Consider the following 22,120-nt stretch of genomic DNA (forward strand, 5'->3'; position numbering starts at 1 on the left):
CGATGGCTCGTCGTGAGCTCGATCCTCCGCCGGTATGCCCGACGTACGACAAGCCCGCCGCCGGCTTGCCCGGCGTCACGCACGTGATGGCGTACGCGCGCTCGACCTCGGGCCTCGTGCGCGGGACGAGGGCGCTCTTGCGCCTCAACCAGGTGAAGGGCTTCGACTGCCCGAGCTGCGCGTGGCCCGATCCACACCACCGCTCGTTCGCCGAGTTCTGCGAGAACGGCGCGCGCGCCACCGCGCACGAGGCCGACGCCCGTCGCGCCGACGCCGCGTTCTTCGCCGCGCACACGATCGCCGAGCTCGCGGAGCACGACGACTACTGGCTCGAGCAGCAGGGACGCCTCGTCACGCCGCTCGTGAAGCGGGAGGGAGAGGCGCGCTACGAGCCGCTCTCGTACGACGACGCCTACGCGCTGATCGGCGAGGAGCTCTCGGCGCTGCGGTCGCCGGACGAGCTCGTGCTCTACACCTCCGGCCGCGCGAGCAACGAGGCCGCGTTCCTCTACCAGCTCTTCGCGCGCGCGTTCGGAACGAACAACCTCCCGGACTGCAGCAACATGTGCCACGAGTCGAGCGGCGTCGGCCTCGGCGACACGATCGGGGTGGGGAAGGGCACGGTGCAGCTCGAGGACTTCGCGGCGGCCGATCTGATCCTCATCCTCGGGCAGAACCCGGGCACGAACCACCCGCGCATGTTGAGCACCCTCGCCGAGGCGCGCGAGCGCGGCGCCGCGATCGTCGCGATCAACCCGCTGAAGGAGGTCGGCCTCGTCTCGTTCGGACATCCGCAGACCGTGCGCGGGATGCTCGGCCTCGGCGAGCGGATCGCCTCGCACTACGCGCAGGTGCGCATCGGCGGCGACGTCGCGCTCTTGAAGGGCATGATGAAGGTGGTCGTCGCGGAGGACGCGCTCGATCGCGCGTTCCTCGCCGAGCACACCGTCGGCCTCGACGCGCTGCTCGCCGATCTCGACGCGACGTCATGGGACGACGTCGTCGCGGAGAGCGGCCTCTCGCGCGAGGCGATCGAGGAGCTCGGCCTCCTCTACGCGCGAGCGGAGCGCGTCATCGCGTGCTGGGCGATGGGGATCACGCAGCACAAGAACGGCGTCGACAACGTGCGCGCGATCGTCGACCTGCTCCTCCTCCGCGGCAACATCGGCCGCCCCGGCGCCGGGGTCTGCCCGGTGCGCGGACACAGCAACGTGCAGGGCGACCGCACGATGGGCATCTACGAGAAGCCGTCGTCCGACTTCCTCACGCGGCTCGATGCGGCGACCGGCATCACGTCGCCGCGGGCGCACGGCGTCGACGCGGTCGCGGCGGTGGGCGCGTTCGAGCGCGGTGAGGCGCGCGTGTTCATCGGCCTCGGCGGCAACTTCGTGCGCGCGATGAGCGACTGCGATCGCACCGCCGCCGCGCTGCGGAAGGCGCGGCTCACCGTGCACGTGGCGACGAAGCTGAACCGCTCGCACCTCGAGACCGGCGCGATCGCGGTCGTGCTCCCGTGCCTCGCGCGCTCGGAGCGCGACGTGCGCGCGGCGGGCCCGCAGGCGGTGACGGTCGAGGACTCGATGAGCCGCGTCCACCTCAGCGCGGGCAACCTCGCGCCGGCGGACGAGGGGCTGGAGAGCGAGGTCGCGATCGTCGCCGGCGTCGCGCACGCCACCGCGAAGACGAGCGCGGTCGTCGACTGGCCGTCGCTCGCCGCCGATTACGATCGCGTCCGCGACCTCATCGCCCGCGTCGTCGACGGCTTCGAGGACTTCAACGCGCGCGTGCGCGCCGGCGAAGGGTTCACGCTCGTGAACGCCGCGAGTGAACGGCGGTGGGACACGCCGAGCGGCAAGGCGGTGCTGTCCGTCGTCCCGCTCGTCGGCCGCCGCCTCGCCGCGGACGAGCTCGTGCTGATGACGATCCGGAGCCACGACCAGTTCAACACCACGATCTACGGCAAGGACGATCGCTACCGCGGCGTCTACGGGCGGCGCGACGTGATCTTCATGCACGAGGCGGACATGCTGTACCGCGGCATCGCGGCCGAGGACGCCGTCGTCGTGACGAGCCGCTTCGAGGGCACGACGCGCACGCTCGCGGGCTTCCGCGCGCTCCCCTACGACGTCCCGCGCGGCAACGTCGCGGGCTACTACCCGGAGACGAACCCGCTCGTCCCGCTCGAGAGCTTCGCCGACGAGAGCCGCACCCCGACGTCGAAGTCGGTCGTCGTCACGATCGCGCGTGCGCCGGCGTAGCGTCCTCGAGCGGCTCGAGGGCGCGGAGGATCGCGGAGTCCTGCTTCGCGGCGGCGAGGGACTCGAGCGCGCTGCGGGTCCGCGGATCGGCGCAGGCCTCCGCCGCGATGCGGAGGCGCATCCGCGCGACGCCGTCGAGCTCGTGCCGCAGCGCGAGCGCCGCGCCCGCCCGCGCGGTCGCGGGCGCGGCCGAGTCCTCGACGATCTCCCAGAGCCGCTCCCCCGGCACGACCGAGGTCCGGAACGTCGCGTTGCGCTCGTGTTGCGTCTCCGCCGCGCGCATCCACTCCTCCGCCGTGCGTCCGTGCCGCGCGAGGAAGTCGGCGTCCGGCGCCTTCGCGGCCTGCGCGCGCACGCGCTGCGAGGTGCGCTGTCCTTCGATCCGCTCCACGAGCATCTCGGCCTCGTAGCGGTGCTCCGGCGCGTAGTGCACCACGGTCTTCGACCCGTCGCGGAGCCCGAGCTCGATCTCACGCCCGAGCAGCCGCACGTACGCGACGTCGGCGAACGGAATGAACCGCGTCCCGGCGAGCCGCCGGAGCCGCACGCCGTCGGCGCCGACGGAGGCGTGCACCGCTCGCGACGCGGTCCCGATCGCGAAGCCGATCGTCGCGAGGAAGTACATCGTCGGCGCGAGCAGGTGCAGCATCGCGTCGTGCCCGCGCGCGGCGCGGAAGAGGAGGAGCTCGCTCATCGCGAGGAAGAAGAGGATCCCGAGCACCTTGATCGCGAGGCGCATGCGCCCGACGCGGAGGCTGCCGTCGGTCAACGTGTACTCCCCGACCGACCGCGCCCCGTCGAGCCGCAGCGCGGCGACGAGCCGATCGCCCTCCTCCGCGCTGTCGACCTCGACGTCCACGTCGCCGCCGAACGCGCGGCTGCGCGTGAGCCGCACGAGCGTGCGCCCGCGCTCGTAGACGGTGTACGCGTGTCGGATGTCCCCGCGCCGCGCGACGCGCTCGCCGTCGAGGTGGACCACGTCGTCCTCGACGTGGAGCCGCCCGCGCCGTTCGATCACGTAGAAGCGAGCCCGCCGAACCCGAACCACGGCGTTGGCGCGCTCGAACATGCCGAGACGATACCCGCGGCTCTCCCGCGGTATTCCGCCGAAGCTCACGGACGGCCATGCGGCACCGTGCCTCTACTGCCCACGGAGCTTCTGCGTTACGCCGGAATGGGTCGCATGCTCGACATCCAGGCGGCGATCGAGTCGAACTTTCCCGCGTTCCTCGAGGCCGCGCCCGACGCGATGGTGATCGTCGGGCAGGACGGTCGCATCCTGCTCGTCAACGGGCAGGCCGAGCGGCTGTTCGGGTACGAGCGCACCGAGCTGATCGGCCAGCCGATCGAGGTGCTCGTCCCCGCGCGCTATCGGGCGGGCCACCCGTCCCATCGCGCGGGCTACTTCGCCGCTTCGCGCGCCCGCCCGATGGGCGCGGGCGTCGACCTCTTCGCGGTGCGCAAGGACGGGACGGAGTTCCCCGCCGAGATCAGCCTCGGTCCCGTCCAGACCAGCCAAGGTGTGCTCGTGACGGCGGCGATCCGCGACATCACCGAGCGCAGGCGGGCCGAGGACAAGCTCCGCGGATTCCTCGAGGCGGCCCCCGACGCGGTCGTCATCGTGAACCGGGAGGGAGCGATCGTGCTCGTCAACGCGCAGACCGAGAAGCTCTTCGGCTATTCGCGCCAGGAGCTCGTCGGGCAACGGGTCGAGAAGCTGGTGCCCGAGCGGTTCCGGAGCAAACACCCGACCCACCGCGCGGAGTTCTTCGGCGCGCCCAAGGTGCGGTCGATGGGCTCGGGGCTCGAGCTCTACGGCCTCCGAAAGGACGGCACCGAGTTCCCGATCGAGATCAGCCTGAGCCCGCTCGAGACGGAGGACGGGCTCCTCGTCGCGAGCGCCATTCGCGACATCACCGAACGAAAGAAGGCGGAGGACAAGTTCCGGGGCCTCCTCGAGTCCGCTCCCGACGCGATCGTGATCGTGAACCGGTACGGCAACATCGTGCTCGTCAACGCGCAGACCGAGAAGCTCTTCGGCTATCCGCGGCAAGAGCTGCTCGGCCAGCTGGTCGAGAAGCTGGTCCCCGCGCGGTTCCGCGCCAAGCACCCGAAGCATCGGGCCGACTTCTTCGCGGCGCCGAAGGTGCGGTCGATGGGCTCGGGCCTCGAGCTCTTCGGCCTCCGCAAGGACGGCTCGGAGTTCCCGATCGAGATCAGCCTGAGCCCGCTCGAGACCGAAGACGGCACGCTCGTCTCGAGCGCGATCCGCGACATCGCCGATCGGAAGAAGGCGGAGGAGAAGTTCCGAGGTCTGCTCGAGTCGGCGCCCGACGCGATGGTGATCGTGAACAAGGACGGGCGCATCGTGCTCGTCAACGCGCAGACCGAGATGCTCTTCGGGTACAGCCGCGACGAGCTGGTCGGCCAATGGGTCGAGATCCTCATTCCGGAGCGGTATCGCCGACAGCACCCCGCGCACCGGAGCGGCTTCTTCGCGGGCCCGAGGGCCCGCGCGATGGGCTCCGGGCTCGAGCTCTACGGCCGGAGGAAGGACGGCAAGGAGTTCCCGATCGAGATCAGCCTGAGCCCCATCTCCACCGAAGAAGGCACCCTCGTCTCGAGCGCCATCCGTGACATCACCGAGCGCAAGCGGGCGGAGGAGAAGTTCCGCGGCCTGCTCGAGTCGGCGCCCGACGCGATGGTCATCGTCGACCGCGACGGACGCATCGTGCTCGTGAACTCGCAGACCGAGAAGCTCTTCGACTACAAACGAGCCGATCTCGTGGGGCAGCCGGTCGAGGTCCTCGTCCCGGAGCGCTACCGCAAGGCGCATCCCGGCTATCGGTCGCGCTACTTCGGCGATCCCAAGGCGCGCGCGATGGGGTCGGGCCTCGACCTGTGGGGACGCCGCCGGAACGGCACCGAGTTCCCGGTCGAGATCAGCCTGAGCCCGCTCGCCACCGAAGAGGGGATGCTGGTCTCGAGCACGATCCGCGACGTCACGGAGCGGAAGAGGACCGAGGAGCTGCGGGCGCAGCTCGCCGCCATCGTCGACTCGTCCGACGACGCGATCATCAGCAAGTCCTTGGACGGCACGATCCGGAGCTGGAACGTCGGGGCGGAGCGCGTCTTCGGCTACCGGGCCGAGGAGACGATCGGGAAACCGATCTCCCTCCTCCTCCCGCCGGGGCGCCAAGGCGAAGAGCCCGCGATCGTCGAGCGCCTCAAGCGAGGAGAGCGCGTCGAGTCCTTCGAGACGATTCGCCGCCGGAAAGACGGACGAGACATCCACGTCTCCGTCACGATCTCACCGATTCACGACTCGCGCGGTCAGGTCGTCGGCGCCTCCAAGGTCGCGCGGGACATCTCCGATCGCAAGCGCGCCGAGGAGGCGGTCGCGCACGCGAAGGAGGCGACCGAAGCGGCCAATCGCGAGCTCGAGGCCTTCAGCTATTCGGTCGCGCACGACCTCCGCGCGCCGCTGCGCGGGATCGACGGCTTCAGCCAGGCGCTCCTCGAGGACTACGCCGAGAAGCTCGACGAGGAGGGCCAGCGATATCTACGGCGTGTGCGCGAGTCGGCGCAGCACATGGCCCAGCTCATCGAGAGCTTGCTCTCGCTCGCCCGGATCGCGCGCGGCGATCTCCGCCGCGAGCAGGTGGACTTGAGCGAGCTCGCCCGCGCGACCGCCGAACGATTGAGGTCCCTCGAGCCCGACCGGAACATCGAGCTCCTCATCGGCAAAGGGCTGTCGACGACCGGCGACAGCCGGTTCCTCGCCGTCGCGCTCGAGAACCTGCTGGGCAACGCGTGGAAGTTCACCCGGAATCAGCCAAAGGGCTGCATCGAGTTCGCCTCCAAGCAAGAAGGCGATCAGCGCGTCTTTTACGTCCGCGACAACGGCGCCGGCTTCGACATGGCCTTCGCGCCGAAGCTCTTCGGCGTCTTCCAGCGGCTCCACACGGCGGAAGAGTTCGAAGGGACCGGGATCGGGCTCGCCACGGTCCAGAGGATCATTCATCGTCACGGCGGACGAATCTGGGCGGAGGGAAAAGTCGGCGCCGGAGCCACCGTCTATTTTACGTTGGATGAAAGGGGTCAGCGGCAATGAGCGAGCAGGTCATCTTGTTGGTCGAAGACAACGCGAGCGACGAAGAGCTGACGCTGCGCGCCCTCCGGAAGAGCAACATCGGCAACAAGGTCGTCGTCGCTCGAGACGGCGCGGCCGCTCTCGACTACCTCTTCGTGAGAGGAGCCTACGCGGAACGCGATCCGCGAGAGGAGCCGCAGGTCGTCCTCTTGGACCTGAACCTGCCGAAGGTGGGCGGGCTCGACGTCCTCCGCGCGATCCGCGCCGACGCGCGCACGAAGGTCCTCCCCATCGTCATCTTGACGTCTTCCAAGGAAGACCGGGATCTGGTGAAGGGCTACGCGCTCGGCGCCAACAGCTACATCGTGAAGCCCGTCGACTTCACGCAGTTCGCGGACGCGGTCCGGCAGCTCGGGCTCTATTGGTTGGTCCTCAACCAGAAGCCGCCGAAGTCGAGCTGACGGTCGTCCTCGTCAGCGCCTCGCGACGCGGTCGCCGTCCGGCTTGGGGAGGGGGAGCCTGCCGCCGCCGAAGATCCGATCGAGCTCGATGACCGCGCCGAGCGACGCGATGTGCGTGTGACCGGTGAAGACGCCGTTGTTCACCGCCGGCGCGCCCTCCGCCGAGCGGAGATCGCCGTCCTTCACCGTGCGCGCGAAGTCGAACGCGCTCGCGTACGCGGCGTCGATGCGCACGGATCCGAACCGCACGCCGACGCCGGCGGTGAGGGCGACCTTGTCGAGCGTGTCGGCGTCGAGGCGCGTGTACGCCCCCGCGGTCGCGGAGCCGTCGTAGTACCCGCCGCCGCGGAGCGTGACCGGGACGGAGAGCCCCTGGAGCGTGTACGAGCCGCCGACGCGGACGCTGAGCGTGTTCGAGTAGCGCTTCGTGACCGTCCGCTCCATCCGGCCCACGCCTTTGACGTCGTCGAGGACGACGCGCGGTCCCGGGTTCATCGCCGAGCCCCAACCTTCGTAGACGACGTCGAGCTCGAGGTCGCCCGTGCCCTCGGTCGGCTCGCCGCGGCCGCGCTCGCCGCGCGCCGCGAAGCTCCTCTCCCGACCGAAGACCTTGCGGACGCCGCCGCGGACGACCCACGGCATCGCGGTCTGGACCATCACGCGCGTGGCCGGGATCTCGAAGCCCTTCGCCACCGACGGAGGATCGATCTTCGCGGTGCCCTCCGTCGTGATCGGCGCCGGTCCGCGGAAGTGGAGGCCGGCGGAGAGGCCCTCGCCGAGGCGCGCCATCGCTCCGATCGAGCCCGTGCCCGACCAGCCCTTCGTCGTCGCTTCGCCGCGCGCGTCGCAGGCGGCTTCCTCGAAGCCGCTGCAGTACTTGTTCATGTACGCGATCAGCCGCGTCCCGATCTGCGCCTGCACGAGGTGAAAGCCCACTCCGACGTCGAGCCAGTCGGCGACGCGGTAGCCCATCGCCGCGGTGTGGTAGAGGAGCAGCGTCGGCATGCCGCCGATCGCGTCGTAGCGCGCGGGGCTCGGCGCGCCGTTCTGGACGAGCGGGTAGACCTTCCCGCCGACGGAGTGCGGGGCGAACGTGCCGAGCGCGAACGTCATGCGCTCGGTGCCGAAGTCGCTCGTCGCCGCGACGAACGGGAGGACCGCGACGCCGCCTTGGTTCTCGGCGAGCGGGTACCGCCGGCCCGCCCACGCCGTCGTGCCCGGATCGCCCTCGTACACGCCCTCGCGCTGGAAGCTGAGCGAGTTGCGCGCGACGTTGGCGTTCACGAGGAGGCGCGTGCCGCCCTGCTGCGCGAGCCCGCCGATGTTGTGGTGGAGCGCGGTCGGATCGTCCGCCTTCGCGGCGAAGGCCCCGCCACGCCCGAGCGCCTCCGTGCCGTTGTCCGGCGTCTCGAGGCCACCGGCGAACGCCGAAGGAGCGGCGAGGAACGCCGCCGCGAAGAATGAAGCTGCAAAGCCGAGGGCACTCAACGTCGGGGGCTTACTCAACGTCGGGGCTTCGCGCCCGCATCCGCGGCCGCTTCTGGGGCCCCGTGTGCTGGTGCTCATTGTTCGCATCCGGGGGCGCCGGTTGGGCGGCCGAGGACCTCGCAGGGCATGCAGCGGTGCTCGTCGTCGCAGTCGCCTTGTGCGCTCGCGAACTGCTGCGTGCGCTTGAACTTGAGGCAGTTGCTCAGGCAGACGCCCTCGTACTCGCCCATGAAGAGGCCCGTGACGGAGCCCTTCGCCTTGCACTTCTTCGGCTCGAAGTCGGCGGCCGCGTTCTCGGTCGGCGCGCAGAGCAAGCCGTCCGTGCACTCGTGCGTGTCGAGCTGATCGCTCTTGCCCGGCATCTTCGCTTCGACGACGTCCTTCGTCACGCAGAGGCCCTTGCCACCACAGCAGCCCGCGCTCTTCGGCGGATCCGCGGCCGGCTCCTTCGACTCCTTGTCGCCGTTCTTCGGCGCGCACGTCTTCGCGCCTCCGCCGCTCTTCGGCTTGCCGATCTCGCAGGCGCCGGTGGGGGTGCCGCCGAGCTCGCACGGCGCGCAGAGCTCGCCGCCGGTGCAGCCGTCGGCCTTGAGGAGCGAGGCCTTCTCCGCGATCGCCTTGATGCACGGGCTGAGGCACTTGCCCGGGCTGTTCGTGACGGAGCTCGTGCACGTCTTCGCCTCGGTCCCGGTGATGATCGTGTCCGGCACGCAGCGCCCGCCGCTGCCGCACGCGTCGAGCTTGTCCTTCGACGAGCTGACGAGCGCCTCGTCCACGCAGTGCGCCTTGCCCTTGTCCTCGCAGCACGCCTCGAGCGTCGAAGGGTCGACCCCGAGGCCCGGCTTGCCGTCCCCGCCGCTCTCGGTGCACGCCTCCTCCGGCTCGTTCGTCAGCTGCCCCTGGTTCGTGTCCTCGTCGAGCTCCCCTCCGACCCAGTCCGGCTCGCCGCACGCGAAGCTGAGGACACCCGTGAGACCGAAGACGATCGACGTGACGAAGTGCTTGCGCGTCATGGGGACCCCTCTTTTCAGGAGTCGTGCCCGGCCGAGCGCCAACGCAAATGCATGAAATGCCTGCATTTGCGTTCCAGCCTGGCGTCTCCCGCCGGCGACGAGTGGCTAGCCTCGAACCCGCTCTGCGCATCCTCGCGGATCGCCTCGATCTCGCGGTGAAGCGGCGATCCTTCACGCCATCCGGAGGCGGCGTCCCTCGTCTTCGAGCGGCTCGAGCGCGTGGAGCAGCGCGTCGTCGTCCTCGCACGTCACCGCCTCGAGCGCGACGCGGAGCTGCGGCGCGGCGCAGGCGTCGGCGGCGACGCGGAGGCGCGTGCGCGCGGCGTCGTCGAGCTCGCGCCGCAGCGCGAGGGCCGCGCCGGCGCGCGCGGTCGGCGCCGCGCTCGCGTCCTCGACGACGCGCCAGAGCGCCTCGTGCGGCACCGCCTGCGTGCGGAACGTCGCGTTCTGCTCGGTCAGCGCCTGTGTCGCGCGCAGCCACTCCTCGGCGCGGCGTCCGGCGCGCGTGAGCACGTCGAGGTTCACGCGCGGCGCGCGCCGATGGGCGGCGAGCTGCTCCGCGATCCGCTCGCCGAGCTTCTTCGCCTCGTGGCTCCGGTCCGCTTCGAGGCTCGCGTTCGAGCCGATCGGATGATGGAGCTCCACGTTCGTGCCGTCGCGGAGATCGAGGATGAGGTCGTTCCCTTCGGAGCGCACGCGCTCGATCTCCGAGAACGGGACGAAGCGCGTGCCGCGCAGCTCGCGGACCCGCACGCCGTCGGCGCCGACCGTGACGTAGGCCGCGCGCCAGTGCCGCGCGAGGAGGAAGCCGATCATCGCCGCCACGACGAACGTCCCCCCCATCATCGTGAACGCGACGCTCTGCGCCTTGAGCCCCGTCGCGGTGAACAGCATGCCCATCGCGACGGCGAAGGAGACGGCCATGCCCTCGAGCACGAGCTGCTTGCGATCGGAGAGCTTCGTCCCGCCGCGAAGCTCCCACTCCGTGAGGGAGCGCCCTGCGTCGAGCCGCAGCGCGCCGAGGAGCTCCGCCGCCTCCGCGTCGTCCGTCACCGCGACGTCGATCGCGGTCGCCGGCGTCCCGCGCTCGAGCAGTCGCAGGACGAGGCCGCCGCCGTCGGCGAGCGGGTACGCGTGCTGGATCGCGCTCCGCGCGACGACGAGGCGTCCGTCGAGCCACAGGCCCTCCTCGTCGGCGCGGAGCGGCCCGCGCCGCTCGGTCCGGAACGCCAGCCATGCGCGGGGTGCCCCGATGACGCCGGTGAGGTACAAGCCGGCGAGCAGCGTCGCGAGCCACATCGGCGCGGAGAGCTGGATCGCCCCGACCAGCGGGACGAGCCCGCCGAGCATCCAGCTCTTCATCGCGACGAGGAGCCACTTGCGGCGATGGCGGATCGTGCCCGAAGACTTCTCGAACATCGCCCCGCCCCTCCCGCGTCGCGATCAGCCCGTGCCGTAGAGCGACTCGGCGATCTTGAAGGTGAGCGCCTCGAGGTCCTGGTACTGCGAGCGGATGCTCGTGAGATCGCCCTGCTGCTCGATGAGCTCGCGGAGCCGCTTGCACGAGTCCTTCGTGCGCTCGATCATCTCGCCGTCGACGAGGTCCTGGTAGCCCTCGAGCGCGGCCTCGGTCGTGTAGAGCAGCGTCTCGGCCTGGTTGCGCACCTCGGCGAGCTCCTTGCGCACGGCGTCCGCGGCCTGGTGGCGCTCGCCTTCGGTGACGATGCGGTCGATCTCGTCCTTCGAGAGGCCGCTCGTCGGCGTGATGTTCATCTGCTGCGAGCGCCCCGAGCCGAGGTCCTTCGCGTCGATGCTGACGACGCCGTTCGCGTCGATGCGGAACGTGACCGAGATCTTCGGCACGCCGCGCGGCGCGGGCGGGATGCCGGTGAGCTCGAAGCGCGCGAGCGAGCGGTTGTCGGCCGCCATCGGGCGCTCGCCCTGGAGGATGTGGATCGGCACGAAATTCTGGTTGTCGACGGAGGTCGTGAAGACCTCGTTTCGCTCCGTCGGGATCGTGGTGTTGCGCGGGATGAGGACGGTGAAGACGCCGCCGCCGGTCTCGACGCCGAGCGAGAGCGGCGTGACGTCGAGGAGGAGCATCTCGACCGGCGACTCTTCGCCGAGCGCGGAGCCCTGGAGCGCGGCGCCCGCGGCGACGACCTCGTCCGGGTTCACGCCCTTGTTCGGCTCGCGGCCGAAGAACTCCTTAACCGCCTTCTGCACCGCCGGCATGCGCGTCATGCCGCCGACGAGGACGACGGACTGGATGTCGCTCGGGTTGACCCCCGCGTCGCTCAGGCACTTGCGGCACGGCTCGAGGCTCCGCTCGATGAGCTCGGTCGTGAGGAGCTCGAGCTCCGCGCGCGTCATCGTGCGCTGGACGTGGAGCGGCTCCCCCTTCGCGTTGGTCGCGATGAAGGGGAGGTTCAGCTCGGTCTCGAGCGAGGACGAGAGCTCGTGCTTCGCCTTCTCCGCCGCCTCCTTCAGGCGCTGGAGCGCCATCCGGTCCTTCTTGAGGTCGACGTTGTTCTCTTTCTGGAACACCTCCGCGATCGCGTCGACGATGCGGAGGTCGAAGTCCTCGCCGCCGAGGTACGTGTCGCCGTTGGTCGCCTTCACGCTGAAGACGCCCTCCTGGATCTCGAGGATCGAGATATCGAAGGTGCCTCCGCCGAGGTCGTAGACCGCGATGCGCTCGGTCGTCTTCTTGTCGAGGCCGTACGCGATCGCGGCGGCGGTGGGCTCGTTGATGATCCTGCGGACGTCGAGGCCGGCGATCTTGCCGGCGTCGCGCGTCGCCTGGCGCTGCGCGTCGTCGAAGTACGCGGGGACGGTGACGACCGCCTCGGTCACCGGCTCGCCGAGGTAGCTCTCCGCGATCTCCTTCATGCGGGTGAGCACCATCGCGCTCACCTCCGGCGGCGACATGTCCTTGCCGCCGACGGAGACCCAGGCGTCGCCGTTCGGCGCCTCGATGATCTTGTACGGGCTGCGGTCGAGCTGGCGGCGCACCTCCTCGGACTTCACCTTGCGGCCGATGAGGCGCTTCACGGCGTAGACCGTGTTGGTCGCGTTCGTGACCGCCTGCCTCTTCGCGGGCTGGCCGACGAGGCGCTCGCCGCTCCCCGTGAACGCGACGATCGACGGCGTCGTGCGCGCGCCCTCGGCGTTCGGAATGATCTTCACGTCGACCTTGCCCGTCGGGCTCGTCTCCACGATGGCGACGCACGAGTTCGTCGTGCCCAGGTCGATACCGATGACCTTCGACATTTAACCCCTCACGCCCTCACGAAGACGCCTTCGCGTCGTCGGACCCAGACCCCTCTGCCTTCCCCTCGGACTCGGACTTCGACTTCGGCTTCGCGACCACGACCATGGCGGCGCGAATGAGTCGATCGCCCTGCGCGTAGCCGGGTTGGACCTCGGCGACGACGGTGCCTGGCGGATGCTCGTCGGTCTCGACCTGCTGGATCGCCTCGTGGTGCGTCGGATCGAACTGCTCGCCGACGGTGGGCACCTTCGTGATGCCGCCGCGCGCGAGGGTGTCGGTGTACTGGCGCAGGACCATCGTGAGGCCCTCGGCGACGGCCTTCACGTCCGTCGCGCGCTGGGCGCTCGCGATCGCGCGCTCGAGGTTGTCGAAGACGGGGAGGAACTCCTTGAGGAGGTCCTCTTTGCCCGCCTTCCGCGTGTCCTCGATCTCCCGTCGCGACCGCTTCCGGAAGTTGTCGAAGTCCGCCGCCGTGCGCATCCACTGATCCTTCATGCGCGCGGCCTCGGCCTTCGCCTCCGCGACCGGATCCACTTCGGCCTTCGCGGGCGCCGAGGCGGGCTGGCCGCTCGCAGCCTCGCTCTCGCCGTTCGCGCCGGTGTCTTTCTCTTCGCTCTCGCCTTCGCCGGACATATGCCCACGACTATACCCGAATTGCCCACACTCAAGAGAGAACCCTTCGGCTTCGGACAGCGCCGCGGCTCGGCGCGGCTCATCGCTGTGCCGTTCGACGGCACTGGATTCCGCGTCGACGCGACATGCTCGGGCTCGCTCCGAGCGCCGCGGTAGTGATCGCACGCCGACGTGAAGTGGGCTAAGTCCTTCGGTTCGATGCAGCCCGAGCTGAACGAGCCGCAGACCGAGGCGGCGTTCCACGTCGACGGGCCGCTCCTCGTGTTCGCCGGCGCCGGCAGCGGCAAGACGCGCGTCATCACGTACCGCATCGCGAACCTCGTCGCGCGCGAGCGCGTGGCGCCGTGGCGCATCCTCGCGGTGACGTTCACGAACAAAGCGGCGGGCGAGATGCGGGCGCGCCTCGAGCGCCCCGACCTCCTCGGCCCCGTCGCGCGCGACCTCTGGGTCGGCACCTTCCACGCGACGTGCGCGAAGTTCCTCCGCATGTTTCCCGAAGCGATCGAGCGCAGCAAGAGCTTCGTCATCTACGACTCGACCGATCAGAAGGCGGTCGTCACGCGCGTGCTCCGCGACATGAACCTCGACGACCGTCGCTACACGCCGAAGGCCGTGCTCGGTCGCATCCACAAAGAGAAGCAAGAGGGCCGCGGCCCCGACGAGATGAGCCTCGACAGCTACCTCGACGACGCGGTGCAGAAGGCCTACCGCAAGTACGAGGCCGCGCTCCGCGCCGCGAACGCGCTCGACTTCGAGGACCTCATCCTCTCGGTGGTGCGCGTGCTCGAGGCCCCCGCCGACGGCTCGGTCGGGGTCGAGGTGCTGCGCGCGCAGGAGACGCTGCTCAAGAAGTTCGATCACGTCCTCGTCGACGAGTTCCAGGACACGAACCAGATCCAGTACCGCCTCCTGAAGAAGCTCGCGTCGCGGACGAAGAACCTCTGCGTCGTCGGCGACGACGATCAGTCCATCTATCGCTGGCGCGGGGCCGACGTCCGCAACATCCGCGGCTTCCGCAGGGACTGGCCCGCGGCGAAGGTCGTGAAGCTCGAGCAGAACTACCGCTCGACGAAGAACATCGTCGCCTCCGCGCTCGCCGTCATCGCACCGTCACCGACGCGCGAGCCGAAGGAGCTCTTCACCGACAACCCGAACGGCACGCCGATCCGCGTCATCGCGTGCGCCGACGAGCGCGACGAGGCGGCCTGCGTCGTCCGCGCGATCCGCGACGCGCGCGAGGCCGGCATCGGCCCGAAGGAGATCGCCGTCTTCTATCGCGTGCACGCGCAGTCGCGTGTCCTCGAAGAGTCGCTCCGCGCGGTCGACATGCCGTACCAGATCATCGGCGGCACGAAGTTCTACGACCGCGCCGAGATCAAGGACGCGATCGCGTACCTGCGCGTCCTCGTGAACCCGAAGAGCGACGTCGACATGCTCCGCATCATCAACGTGCCGGCGCGCGGCATCGGCAGCACGACGGTGGAGCGCGTCGCGAGCTACGCGAACATGCAGGGCATCTCGATCTTCGAGGCGCTCGAGCGGCTCGACGACTTCGCGGAGGACCTCGGCTCCGCGCCGCGGAAGCGCCTCGGCCAGTTCCGCGAGCTGATGAAGCTGCTCGCGGGCGAGGCGCGCGCCCGCTCCGCGCCGGAGGTCCTCCGTCTCCTCCTCGCGAAGACCGGCTACAAAAAGGCGCTCGAAGACGAGGACACCGCCGAAGCGGAGGGCCGCCTCGAGAACCTCGCCGAGCTCGAGGGCTCGATGCAGGACTACGAGACCGAAGCGGAGGCGCGCGGCGAGCCGCCGACGCTCGACGGCTTCCTCGAGCGCGTCTCGCTCGTCGCGGACACGGACCAGGGCGACGCGCCGATCGAGAAGGTCACCCTGATGACGGTGCACGGCGCGAAGGGCCTCGAGTTCGAGCTCGTGCTGCTCACCGGCATGGAAGAGGACATGTTCCCCTACCGGAACCAGGAGCCGCGCACGCCGGAGGAGATGGAGGAGGAGCGCCGCCTCGCGTACGTCGCGATCACGCGCGCGCGCCATCACCTCATCGTCACGCACGCGCGCCAGCGCCAGATCTTCGGCACGACGCGCCTCGGCGTCCCGAGCCGCTTCGTCGGCGACCTCCCGCCCGAGGCGGCGGAGCACATGGAGACGTCGGCCGCGCGCGCGGCGGGGGCGTCGGGTCGCTGGATCGATCGCGACCAAGCGCCGACGAGCTGGAAGCGCCCGTCCGCGTCGCCGTCGCCCGCGTGGAAGCACCCGCAAGCGGACGTCATCCCCGGCGACGAGTGGGGCCCCGGCCCGGCCGCGCTGCAGAGCCGCCGTCATCGCGCGGCCTCGCGCGATCCGGGCGAGCGCTACGTCGAGTACGACGAGGGCGCCGACCCGCCGCCGAGCGCGGCGGGCCCGCTCCGCCGCGGCAGCACGGTGGTGCACCAGCGCTTCGGCCGCGGCGAGGTGATGAAGGTCGTCACGGTCGGCGAGCCCGCCGTCGTCGCCTTCTTCCCAGGCTGGGGCGAGAAGAAGGTCCTCGCGCGGTTCCTGAAGCTCGCGTGATCGTCACGAGCCGCCGTCGCGCGGCGGCGGCCAGCCAGAGGACGACGGCGGGCCGCCATAGGCGGACGACATGCCGCCCATGTCTCCAGGGGGCGTGCCGCCGCCGCCTCGGTCTTCGTCCGTGCTGTCATCGGCGACCGCCGGCTTCGTGACCTTCGGGACGCCCTCGGTCGACGTCTTCTCGTCCTCGTCGTCGTCCCCGACCACGACCGCGCCAGAAGGGGTGGGATCCGTGGTCTGGCCGCCGCACGCGGCCAGCGCGATCGACGCCGCGAAGGTGAAGCGCGCGAGGCGGTCGAGGCGTCGCGTCGTCGAGGGGACGGCGCGCGCCGCGAGCCCGGCAGCGAGGGCGCTCTGGCAGAACGGACACGACGTTTCGTTCGCACGGACGTGGCGCAGACAGGCGGGGCAGGGGACGAGCATGCTCCCCATCAAGCACGGTGCGTTCCTGTATGGCGGACGCGGAAACTCGGGCGAATTGGGGAGACGTTGCTACCGCTGGCGCGCCTTGGCACACCACGGCACATGGCGATGCGTGATCACGGCGTCGACGCGTCGACGTCCGCGGACGCGTCGGGAGTTGGTGTCGCGCCCGCGTCTGGCGTCGGGGCGGAGGGGCATGCGCGTGGTACGAGGTGGAGGTCGACGCTCTGCGCGGCGTAGCTGTCTTTCAGCTCCTCGAGCTGGAGGCGTTCGGTGTCGTCGAGCGGCGTCGCCTCGATCGTCCATCGCTCGCCCGAGCGGACGACGCGGAAGCAGCGGAAGCTCGCGAGCTCGTCGGCGAGCTCGTCGCCGCGCGTGCGCGGGACGGGCAGCGTGACGTGGATCTCGCGCCGCGCGACCGCGCCCTCGCGATCGACGAGGTAGATCGCGGTCGTGCCCGGGCGCAGCGCGGTGAGGACGAGCATGTCCTTCGTCCGGCGGACCCCGACGAGCCCTTGCCCGTCGATCCCGTACTCGCGCAGCCCCTCCGTCGGGATCGACGTGGCTTGTCCGACCGCGAGATCGATCGACGCGCTCGTCGTCGCGTGCGGATGCGGCCGCACGTGCTTCGCGCAAGCGACGCCCCCGACCCCGACGCCGCCTCCGACGCCGAGCAGCAACAGCGCGCCGCACGTCCGGCGCAACGAGCAGATCGGCGCGCGGAGCACGCGCGCGAGCGTAGCATCGGCCGCCGCGCCGCGACGCGAGCGGCGCACGTCTGGCGGGGGGGGCGCGCGGGGGCGGGCGGGTTTGGCTCGAGGGTGCCGCGAGGCGTTGCGAACGGCAGATCCTCACAGCGCCCCATACCGACGACGTAGCGAAAGGCCGGCTACTCGTGCTGGCCAAAGAAAAATTCGTGATGGTCGCGAACGTGCACGTCGTCGCGGCGTGCACGTCGTGGTGCGGAGGAGCGTTACGGGGCGCCGGTGATTTTGGCGTTGCCGTTCTTCTTTGATTTGCCGGTGACCTTCGTGCCGGTGAGGGTGACGGTGGCGTTGGCGCTCGCGACGACCGAGTTGGTGGAGGCGGTGATGCTGCCGCCCGTCATCGTGACCTTCGCGTTGGCGCTCGCCTCGATCGCGATCGGGGCGGTGATGCTCACGTTCGCGAGGGTGACCTGGCAGTTGCCGCTCGCGACCACGCCCGCCGTCGCGGTGACGTTGCTCACCGCGATCGCGTCGACGCCGCTGCACGTGAGCGGGGTCTTGCCGTCCCACGCCGCGGCCTGCGCCTGCTTCTGCGCGGCGACGGGCGAGCTGCCGCCGTCCTTCGCCTGGAAATAGATGTAGATGCCAAGGCCGATGCCGCCGAGGACGATGAGGGCGAGGACGATGAGGCCGATGATCCAGCCCCACACCATCGACGAGACGCGGTTCTTGACGTAGTTCTCCGGCGTCTGGCCGTTGATCTTCACGCGGAGCTGATGGCCGCCGCCGAGATCGAACTGGCCCGCGCCGACGTTGTGGTTCGGCTGCGGCGGCTGCTGCGGATACGCCTGCTGCTGCTGCATCGGCGGCATCGGCTGCGCGCCTGGCGGCGGCGGGCCGAAGCCGAGGTTCTGCGCGAACATGTTGTTGAACTCGGGGTTGAAGCCGCCCCCCGGCGCCTGCGGGACGACCGGCGTGAGCTGGCCGTTTTCCTGCGAGAACAGCGAGAGATCACGCATGCAGCGGGCGTACTTCCCGCCGCCGGCCCATTCGAGCTGGCCGCCGCAGTTCATGCATTGCATGCGCGGGAAACTAACCGAATCCAGGGCGGCCGGCAGGTCGCTCGTTGGGAGAGGCGCCGATCAGCGGCAATGTAGGCGAAAACGCTGGGCAATACGGGGCGCGATCGAGACGCGGGGGCGGCGGGCGCGCGGCGTAGGGTTCGGCCGCGTCATGCGTGCCTTCGTCGTCGCCGTCACGTTCGTCGCCGCCGCCGCGTGCGTGGCGCCGCCGAGCGAACGTGAAGGAGAGAGCGAAGAGATCGCGACCGACGACGCGGCGCTCTTCGGCAGCGGGCTCGTCGAGGTGACCGGCTTCGGGCGGAACCCCGGCGCGCTCCGGATGTTCGAGCACGTGCCGGCGAACCTGCCGCCGAACCCCGCCGTCGTCGTCGTGCTCCACGGCTGCACCACGAACGCGCTCCACATCGCGGGCACGGGATGGAACCAGCTCGCCGATCAGCGCGGTTTCATCGTCGTCTATCCGCAGCAGTCGTACTGGAACAACGGCGCCTACTGCTTCAACTGGGCGAACCCGATGGGGTTCGGCGACGACGACGCGAAGCGCGGCGGCGGCGAGAGCGAGTCGATCCGCGAGATGACGGCGCACGCGCTGCGGCGCCATCGCGGCGACGCGGAACGCGTGTATGTTGCAGGTTTCTCGGCGGGGGCCGCGATGGCGGTCGATCTCGCGGCGGCGTATCCGGACGTCTACGCCGCCGCGGCGAGCTTCGCCGGCGTGCCGTACGGGTGCGCCTCCACGCTGCCGGAGTCGGTGAGCTGCATGATGCCCGGGATCGAGCGCTCGCCGAGCGAGCACGCGCGCCGGGTGAAGGCCGCGTTTCCGAGCTACACCGGGCGCCGTCCGCGGATCTCGATCTGGCACGGCGCGCTCGACAACGTCGTGTTCCCGAAGAACCAGCGCGAGCTCACGAAGCAGTGGACCGAGCTCCACGGGGTGGGGGCGGAGCCGTCGATCGTGGACGAGGTCGACGGGCACCCGCACGCAGTCTGGCTCGACGACGACGACCAGAAGGTGGTGGAGACCTACCGCGTCGAGGGGATGTGGCACGGCTTCCCGGTCGACCCCGCGAGCGGCTGCGGGCTCGTCGGTCCCTACGCGTTCGCGCACGGCATCTGCGGCGCCCGCCGCGCGTTCGAGTTCTTCGAGAGGGGAGCTTCGCGTTAGAAGATGACGCGGTAGGAGAGGATGGCGCCGTCGCGGTAGCCTTCGATGCGCATCTTTTCGATCTCCTTTGCCGCCGACCATGTGCGCGGCGGCACGAGGTAGGGGAAGAGCGAGCCGAGCACGCCGAAGCCGCCTGCGATGAACACGCGCGCGCTGCGCTCGGCGACCTCCCAGAAGGGCTTCACCGGGCCGAGGAAGTTGTAGTCCATGATCGGCGCGCTGACGCCGGCGAGCATCGCGATCGCGAGCGCCATCGGCCACGTCGTGCGCACGTTGCCGTCCGGGCCCGGGCCGGGCGCATAGAGCGGATCGCACTTCGGCAGCGAGAGGTAGCCGCCGCCGAGGAAGCCGCCCCACGTGAAGCCGACGAGCGTGGGGCCGATGAAGCGCACCGGCGCGGGGCTCATGTGCTTGAGGTGCTTGATGTTGAGGTACACGCTGCCGACGAAGCTGAGCGCGAACGCGCCGGTGTACATCCAGTCGAAGCCCGAGGCCTGCTCGCAGAGCTCGATCTCGCGTGCCTGCCGCGGTCGAATGTCCGACGGCGCATAGACGTACGGCGGCTCCTCGTAGTGCGACGGAGGCGGCGCAGGCGGGTCCACGGCGGGCGCACCCTACCATGCCTTCTGCATGGCTTTGCGCTCCGCTTGCGCCCGGCGAAGAAAAGCGGTTTGGTCGCGGGTCATGAGCGCGTCCGTTCCGGGGCACATCTTCCGCGAGTACGACATCCGAGGTGTGGCCGAGCGCGATCTCTCGGACGACCTCGCCTACGGCGTGGGGCGCGGCTTCGGCGCGATGATCGGCGGCGCGGGCAAGACGGTCGCGGTCGGGCGCGACTGCCGCCTCTCGTCGCCTCGCCTCTTCGCCGCGCTGACGAAGGGCCTCGTCGCCGCCGGCGCGCGCGTGATCGACGTCGGCGTCGGCCCTACGCCGAAGCTCTACTTCGCCGCGCACTTCCTCGAGACCGACGGCGCGGTGATGATCACCGGCAGCCACAACCCCGGCGACGAGAACGGCTTCAAGATGATGCGGGGGAAGGCGAGCTTCTTCGGCCCCGACATCCAGGCGCTCAAGGCGAACATCGAGGAGGGCTTCGGCGCGGACGCGGCCGGCGGCGGCGTCGAACAGAAGGACGTCGAAGACGCCTACGTCGCCGAAATGAAGACGCGCTTCGATTTTTCAGGAGCGAAGGGGAAGGGCCTCGCGTTCGTGCTCGACGCGGGCAACGGCGCCGGCGGTCCGCTCGCGGTGAAGACGATGAGGGCGCTCGGGCTCGAGCCGGATCCGCTCTTCTGCGACATGGACGGGAACTTTCCGAACCATCACCCCGATCCGACCGTGCTCGAGAACATCGCCGCGCTCGTGAAGCGCGTGCGCGACACCGGGGCGCGGGTGGGGCTCGCGTACGACGGCGACGCGGACCGCCTCGGCGCGATCGACGAGAAGGGCGAGGTGATCTGGGGCGACAAGCTGATGATCCTCTTCTCGCGCGCGCTCTTGAAGGACAAGCCGGGCGCGACGATCCTGGGCGAGGTGAAGTGCTCGCAGACGCTCTACGACGACATCGCGAAGCACGGCGGCGAGCCGGTGGTGTGGAAGACGGGCCACTCGCTCATCAAGACGAAGATGAAGGAGACCGGCGCGCTCCTCGCGGGGGAGATGAGCGGTCACCTCTTCTTCGCCGATCGCTACCGCGGCTACGACGACGCGATCTACGCGTCGCTCCGGCTCCTCGAGATCGTGGCGAACGATCCGCGGCCGCTCTCCGAGATGCTCGCCGACGTCCCGAAGACGTTCACGACGCCGGAGCTCCGCCTCGACTGCCCCGACGCGATCAAGTTCCAGGTCGTCGCCGCGGTGACGAAGCACTTCAAGGACAAGGGCAACAAGGTGCTCGACATCGACGGCGCGCGGATCTCGTTCGCGAGCAAGGGGACCGCTCCGACGTGGGGCCTCGTCCGCGCGTCGAACACGGGGCCCGTCCTCGTCATGCGGTTCGAGGCGGGGACGCAAGAGGAGCTCGACGCGATCAAGAAGGAGGTCGAGGCGGTGGTGGCGGCGGAGCGCGCGAAGCTGGGCGGATGACGCAAGCGGAGGCGCCGAAGACCTGGACGATCGGGTCGCTCGTGAAGTGGGCGACCGACGATTTTCGCGCGCGCGGGATCGAGAACCCGCGCCTCGACGCCGAGGTCCTCGTCGCCCACGCGCTCGGGATCGATCGCACGCGCGTCATCATCGAGTCGCTGCGGCCGCTCGAGGGCGCGGAGCTCGCGGAGCTGCGGGAGCTCGTGAAGCGGCGGCGCGCGCGCGAGCCGATCGCGTACCTGCGCGGCACGCGCGAGTTCTACGGGCTCACGTTCCAGGTCGATCCGCGCGTCTTGATCCCGCGGCCCGACACCGAGGCGCTCGTCGAGTGCGCGCTCGCGCGATCGGCCCACGTCTCGCTCTCGATGCGCCTCCTCGATCTCTGCACCGGCAGCGGGTGCGTCGCGATCGCGATCGCGCGGCAGCGGCCCACCGCGCGCGTGGTCGCGATCGACGTGAGCGCCGGCGCGCTCGAGGTCGCGCGGACGAACGCGTACCGGCTCGGCGCGTACAACGTCGCGTTCGTCGAGAGCGACCTCTTCGCCGCGGTGCCGCCGCAGCGCTTCGACGTCATCACCGCGAACCCGCCCTACGTCGCGACCGGCGAGATCGCCGGGCTGATGGCGGACGTGCGGGACTTCGAGCCGCGGCTCGCGCTCGACGGCGGCGCGGACGGGCTCGACCTCGTGCGGCGGATCCTCGACGGCGCGCCGGCGTACCTCGAGGCGGAGGGGGTGCTCGCGCTCGAGATCGGCGCGGGCGAGGCGGAGGCTGCCGTGGCGCTGTTCGCGGAGCGCGGCTACCGCGAGGTCCGCGTCGATCGCGACTACGCCAAGATCGAGCGGGTCGTCAGCGGGATCCGGCCCGCGTAGAATC

At 70.3% G+C, this 22,120-nt stretch carries 17 protein-coding genes; 7 read left to right on the top strand and 10 right to left on the bottom strand.

The window, feature by feature from the left end; all coding sequences use genetic code 11:
- The first annotated feature begins 2 nt into the window (after positions 1–2).
- A complete protein-coding gene (locus tag KF837_23970; GenBank protein ID MBX3230401.1) occupies positions 3–2,258 on the top strand; it encodes an FdhF/YdeP family oxidoreductase in 2,256 nt (751 codons plus the stop codon).
- Here the strand turns inward: KF837_23970 and KF837_23975 are convergent.
- Positions 2,233–3,327, bottom strand: a complete 1,095-nt coding sequence (locus KF837_23975) for a hypothetical protein (GenBank protein ID MBX3230402.1) — start codon at positions 3,325–3,327, stop codon at positions 2,233–2,235. The two genes, KF837_23970 and KF837_23975, sit on opposite strands and share 26 nt — an antisense overlap.
- Before the next feature lie 105 nt (positions 3,328–3,432).
- On the opposite strand from KF837_23975, the gene KF837_23980 reads away from it, so the two are divergent.
- Positions 3,433–6,372, top strand: coding sequence for a PAS domain S-box protein (locus KF837_23980; GenBank protein ID MBX3230403.1), 2,940 nt, complete (start codon positions 3,433–3,435; stop codon positions 6,370–6,372).
- Positions 6,369–6,812, top strand: a complete 444-nt coding sequence (locus KF837_23985) for a response regulator (protein ID MBX3230404.1) — start codon at positions 6,369–6,371, stop codon at positions 6,810–6,812. Before KF837_23980 ends, KF837_23985 begins: the two co-directional genes overlap by 4 nt.
- 12 nt (positions 6,813–6,824) lie before the next feature.
- Here the strand turns inward: KF837_23985 and KF837_23990 are convergent, their stop codons facing one another.
- The 5 genes from KF837_23990 to grpE form a co-directional block, all read right to left on the bottom strand.
- Positions 6,825–8,300 (bottom strand): outer membrane protein transport protein, encoded by a 1,476-nt coding sequence (locus KF837_23990; protein ID MBX3230405.1) that lies wholly within the window; start codon positions 8,298–8,300, stop codon positions 6,825–6,827.
- 74 nt (positions 8,301–8,374) lie between these two features.
- Positions 8,375–9,313, bottom strand: a complete 939-nt coding sequence (locus tag KF837_23995; protein MBX3230406.1) for a hypothetical protein — start codon at positions 9,311–9,313, stop codon at positions 8,375–8,377.
- 171 nt (positions 9,314–9,484) lie between these two features.
- On the bottom strand, positions 9,485–10,732 hold the full coding sequence (locus tag KF837_24000; protein ID MBX3230407.1) for a PH domain-containing protein: 1,248 nt from the start codon (positions 10,730–10,732) through the stop codon (positions 9,485–9,487).
- 24 nt (positions 10,733–10,756) lie between these two features.
- Entirely contained in the window at positions 10,757–12,586 is a 1,830-nt protein-coding gene (gene dnaK, locus KF837_24005; protein ID MBX3230408.1) for a molecular chaperone DnaK, read from the bottom strand.
- A 16-nt stretch (positions 12,587–12,602) separates the two neighbouring features.
- Entirely contained in the window at positions 12,603–13,220 is a 618-nt protein-coding gene (gene grpE, locus KF837_24010; protein MBX3230409.1) for a nucleotide exchange factor GrpE, read from the bottom strand.
- 171 nt (positions 13,221–13,391) lie between these two features.
- Between grpE and KF837_24015 the strand changes: the two genes are divergently transcribed.
- Positions 13,392–15,782 carry a UvrD-helicase domain-containing protein gene (locus tag KF837_24015; GenBank protein ID MBX3230410.1) on the top strand — a complete coding sequence of 797 codons (2,391 nt, stop codon included), beginning with the start codon at positions 13,392–13,394 and terminating at the stop codon, positions 15,780–15,782.
- Between the two features lie 3 nt (positions 15,783–15,785).
- Here the strand turns inward: KF837_24015 and KF837_24020 are convergent, their stop codons facing one another.
- The 3 genes from KF837_24020 to KF837_24030 form a co-directional block, all read right to left on the bottom strand.
- Positions 15,786–16,205, bottom strand: a complete 420-nt coding sequence (locus KF837_24020; protein MBX3230411.1) for a hypothetical protein — start codon at positions 16,203–16,205, stop codon at positions 15,786–15,788.
- Between the two features lie 116 nt (positions 16,206–16,321).
- Positions 16,322–16,933, bottom strand: a complete 612-nt coding sequence (locus KF837_24025; GenBank protein MBX3230412.1) for a hypothetical protein — start codon at positions 16,931–16,933, stop codon at positions 16,322–16,324.
- A gap of 245 nt (positions 16,934–17,178) precedes the next feature.
- Entirely contained in the window at positions 17,179–17,931 is a 753-nt protein-coding gene (locus KF837_24030; protein ID MBX3230413.1) for a hypothetical protein, read from the bottom strand.
- Positions 17,932–18,145: 214 nt separating this feature from the next.
- Here KF837_24030 and KF837_24035 point away from each other — a divergent pair, with 214 nt between their 5' ends.
- Positions 18,146–19,159 carry a PHB depolymerase family esterase gene (locus KF837_24035; GenBank protein ID MBX3230414.1) on the top strand — a complete coding sequence of 338 codons (1,014 nt, stop codon included), beginning with the start codon at positions 18,146–18,148 and terminating at the stop codon, positions 19,157–19,159.
- On the opposite strand, the gene KF837_24040 is transcribed toward KF837_24035, so the two are convergent.
- Complete coding sequence (locus tag KF837_24040) at positions 19,156–19,761, bottom strand: hypothetical protein (protein ID MBX3230415.1); 606 nt, start codon at positions 19,759–19,761, stop codon at positions 19,156–19,158. The genes KF837_24035 and KF837_24040 overlap by 4 nt on opposite strands.
- 82 nt (positions 19,762–19,843) lie before the next feature.
- Between KF837_24040 and KF837_24045 the strand changes: the two genes are divergently transcribed.
- Both KF837_24045 and prmC read left to right on the top strand, forming a co-directional pair.
- The gene (locus KF837_24045; GenBank protein ID MBX3230416.1) at positions 19,844–21,244 is read left to right on the top strand and encodes a phosphomannomutase/phosphoglucomutase; all 1,401 of its coding nucleotides are present in this window, start codon (positions 19,844–19,846) and stop codon (positions 21,242–21,244) included.
- Entirely contained in the window at positions 21,241–22,116 is an 876-nt protein-coding gene (prmC, locus tag KF837_24050; GenBank protein ID MBX3230417.1) for a peptide chain release factor N(5)-glutamine methyltransferase, read from the top strand. The genes KF837_24045 and prmC overlap by 4 nt, the downstream gene beginning before the upstream one ends.
- The last annotated feature ends 4 nt before the right edge of the window (positions 22,117–22,120 follow it).

The sequence above is a fragment of the Labilithrix sp. genome (assembly GCA_019637155.1).
Taxonomy (GTDB): domain Bacteria; phylum Myxococcota_A; class Polyangia; order Polyangiales; family Polyangiaceae; genus Labilithrix.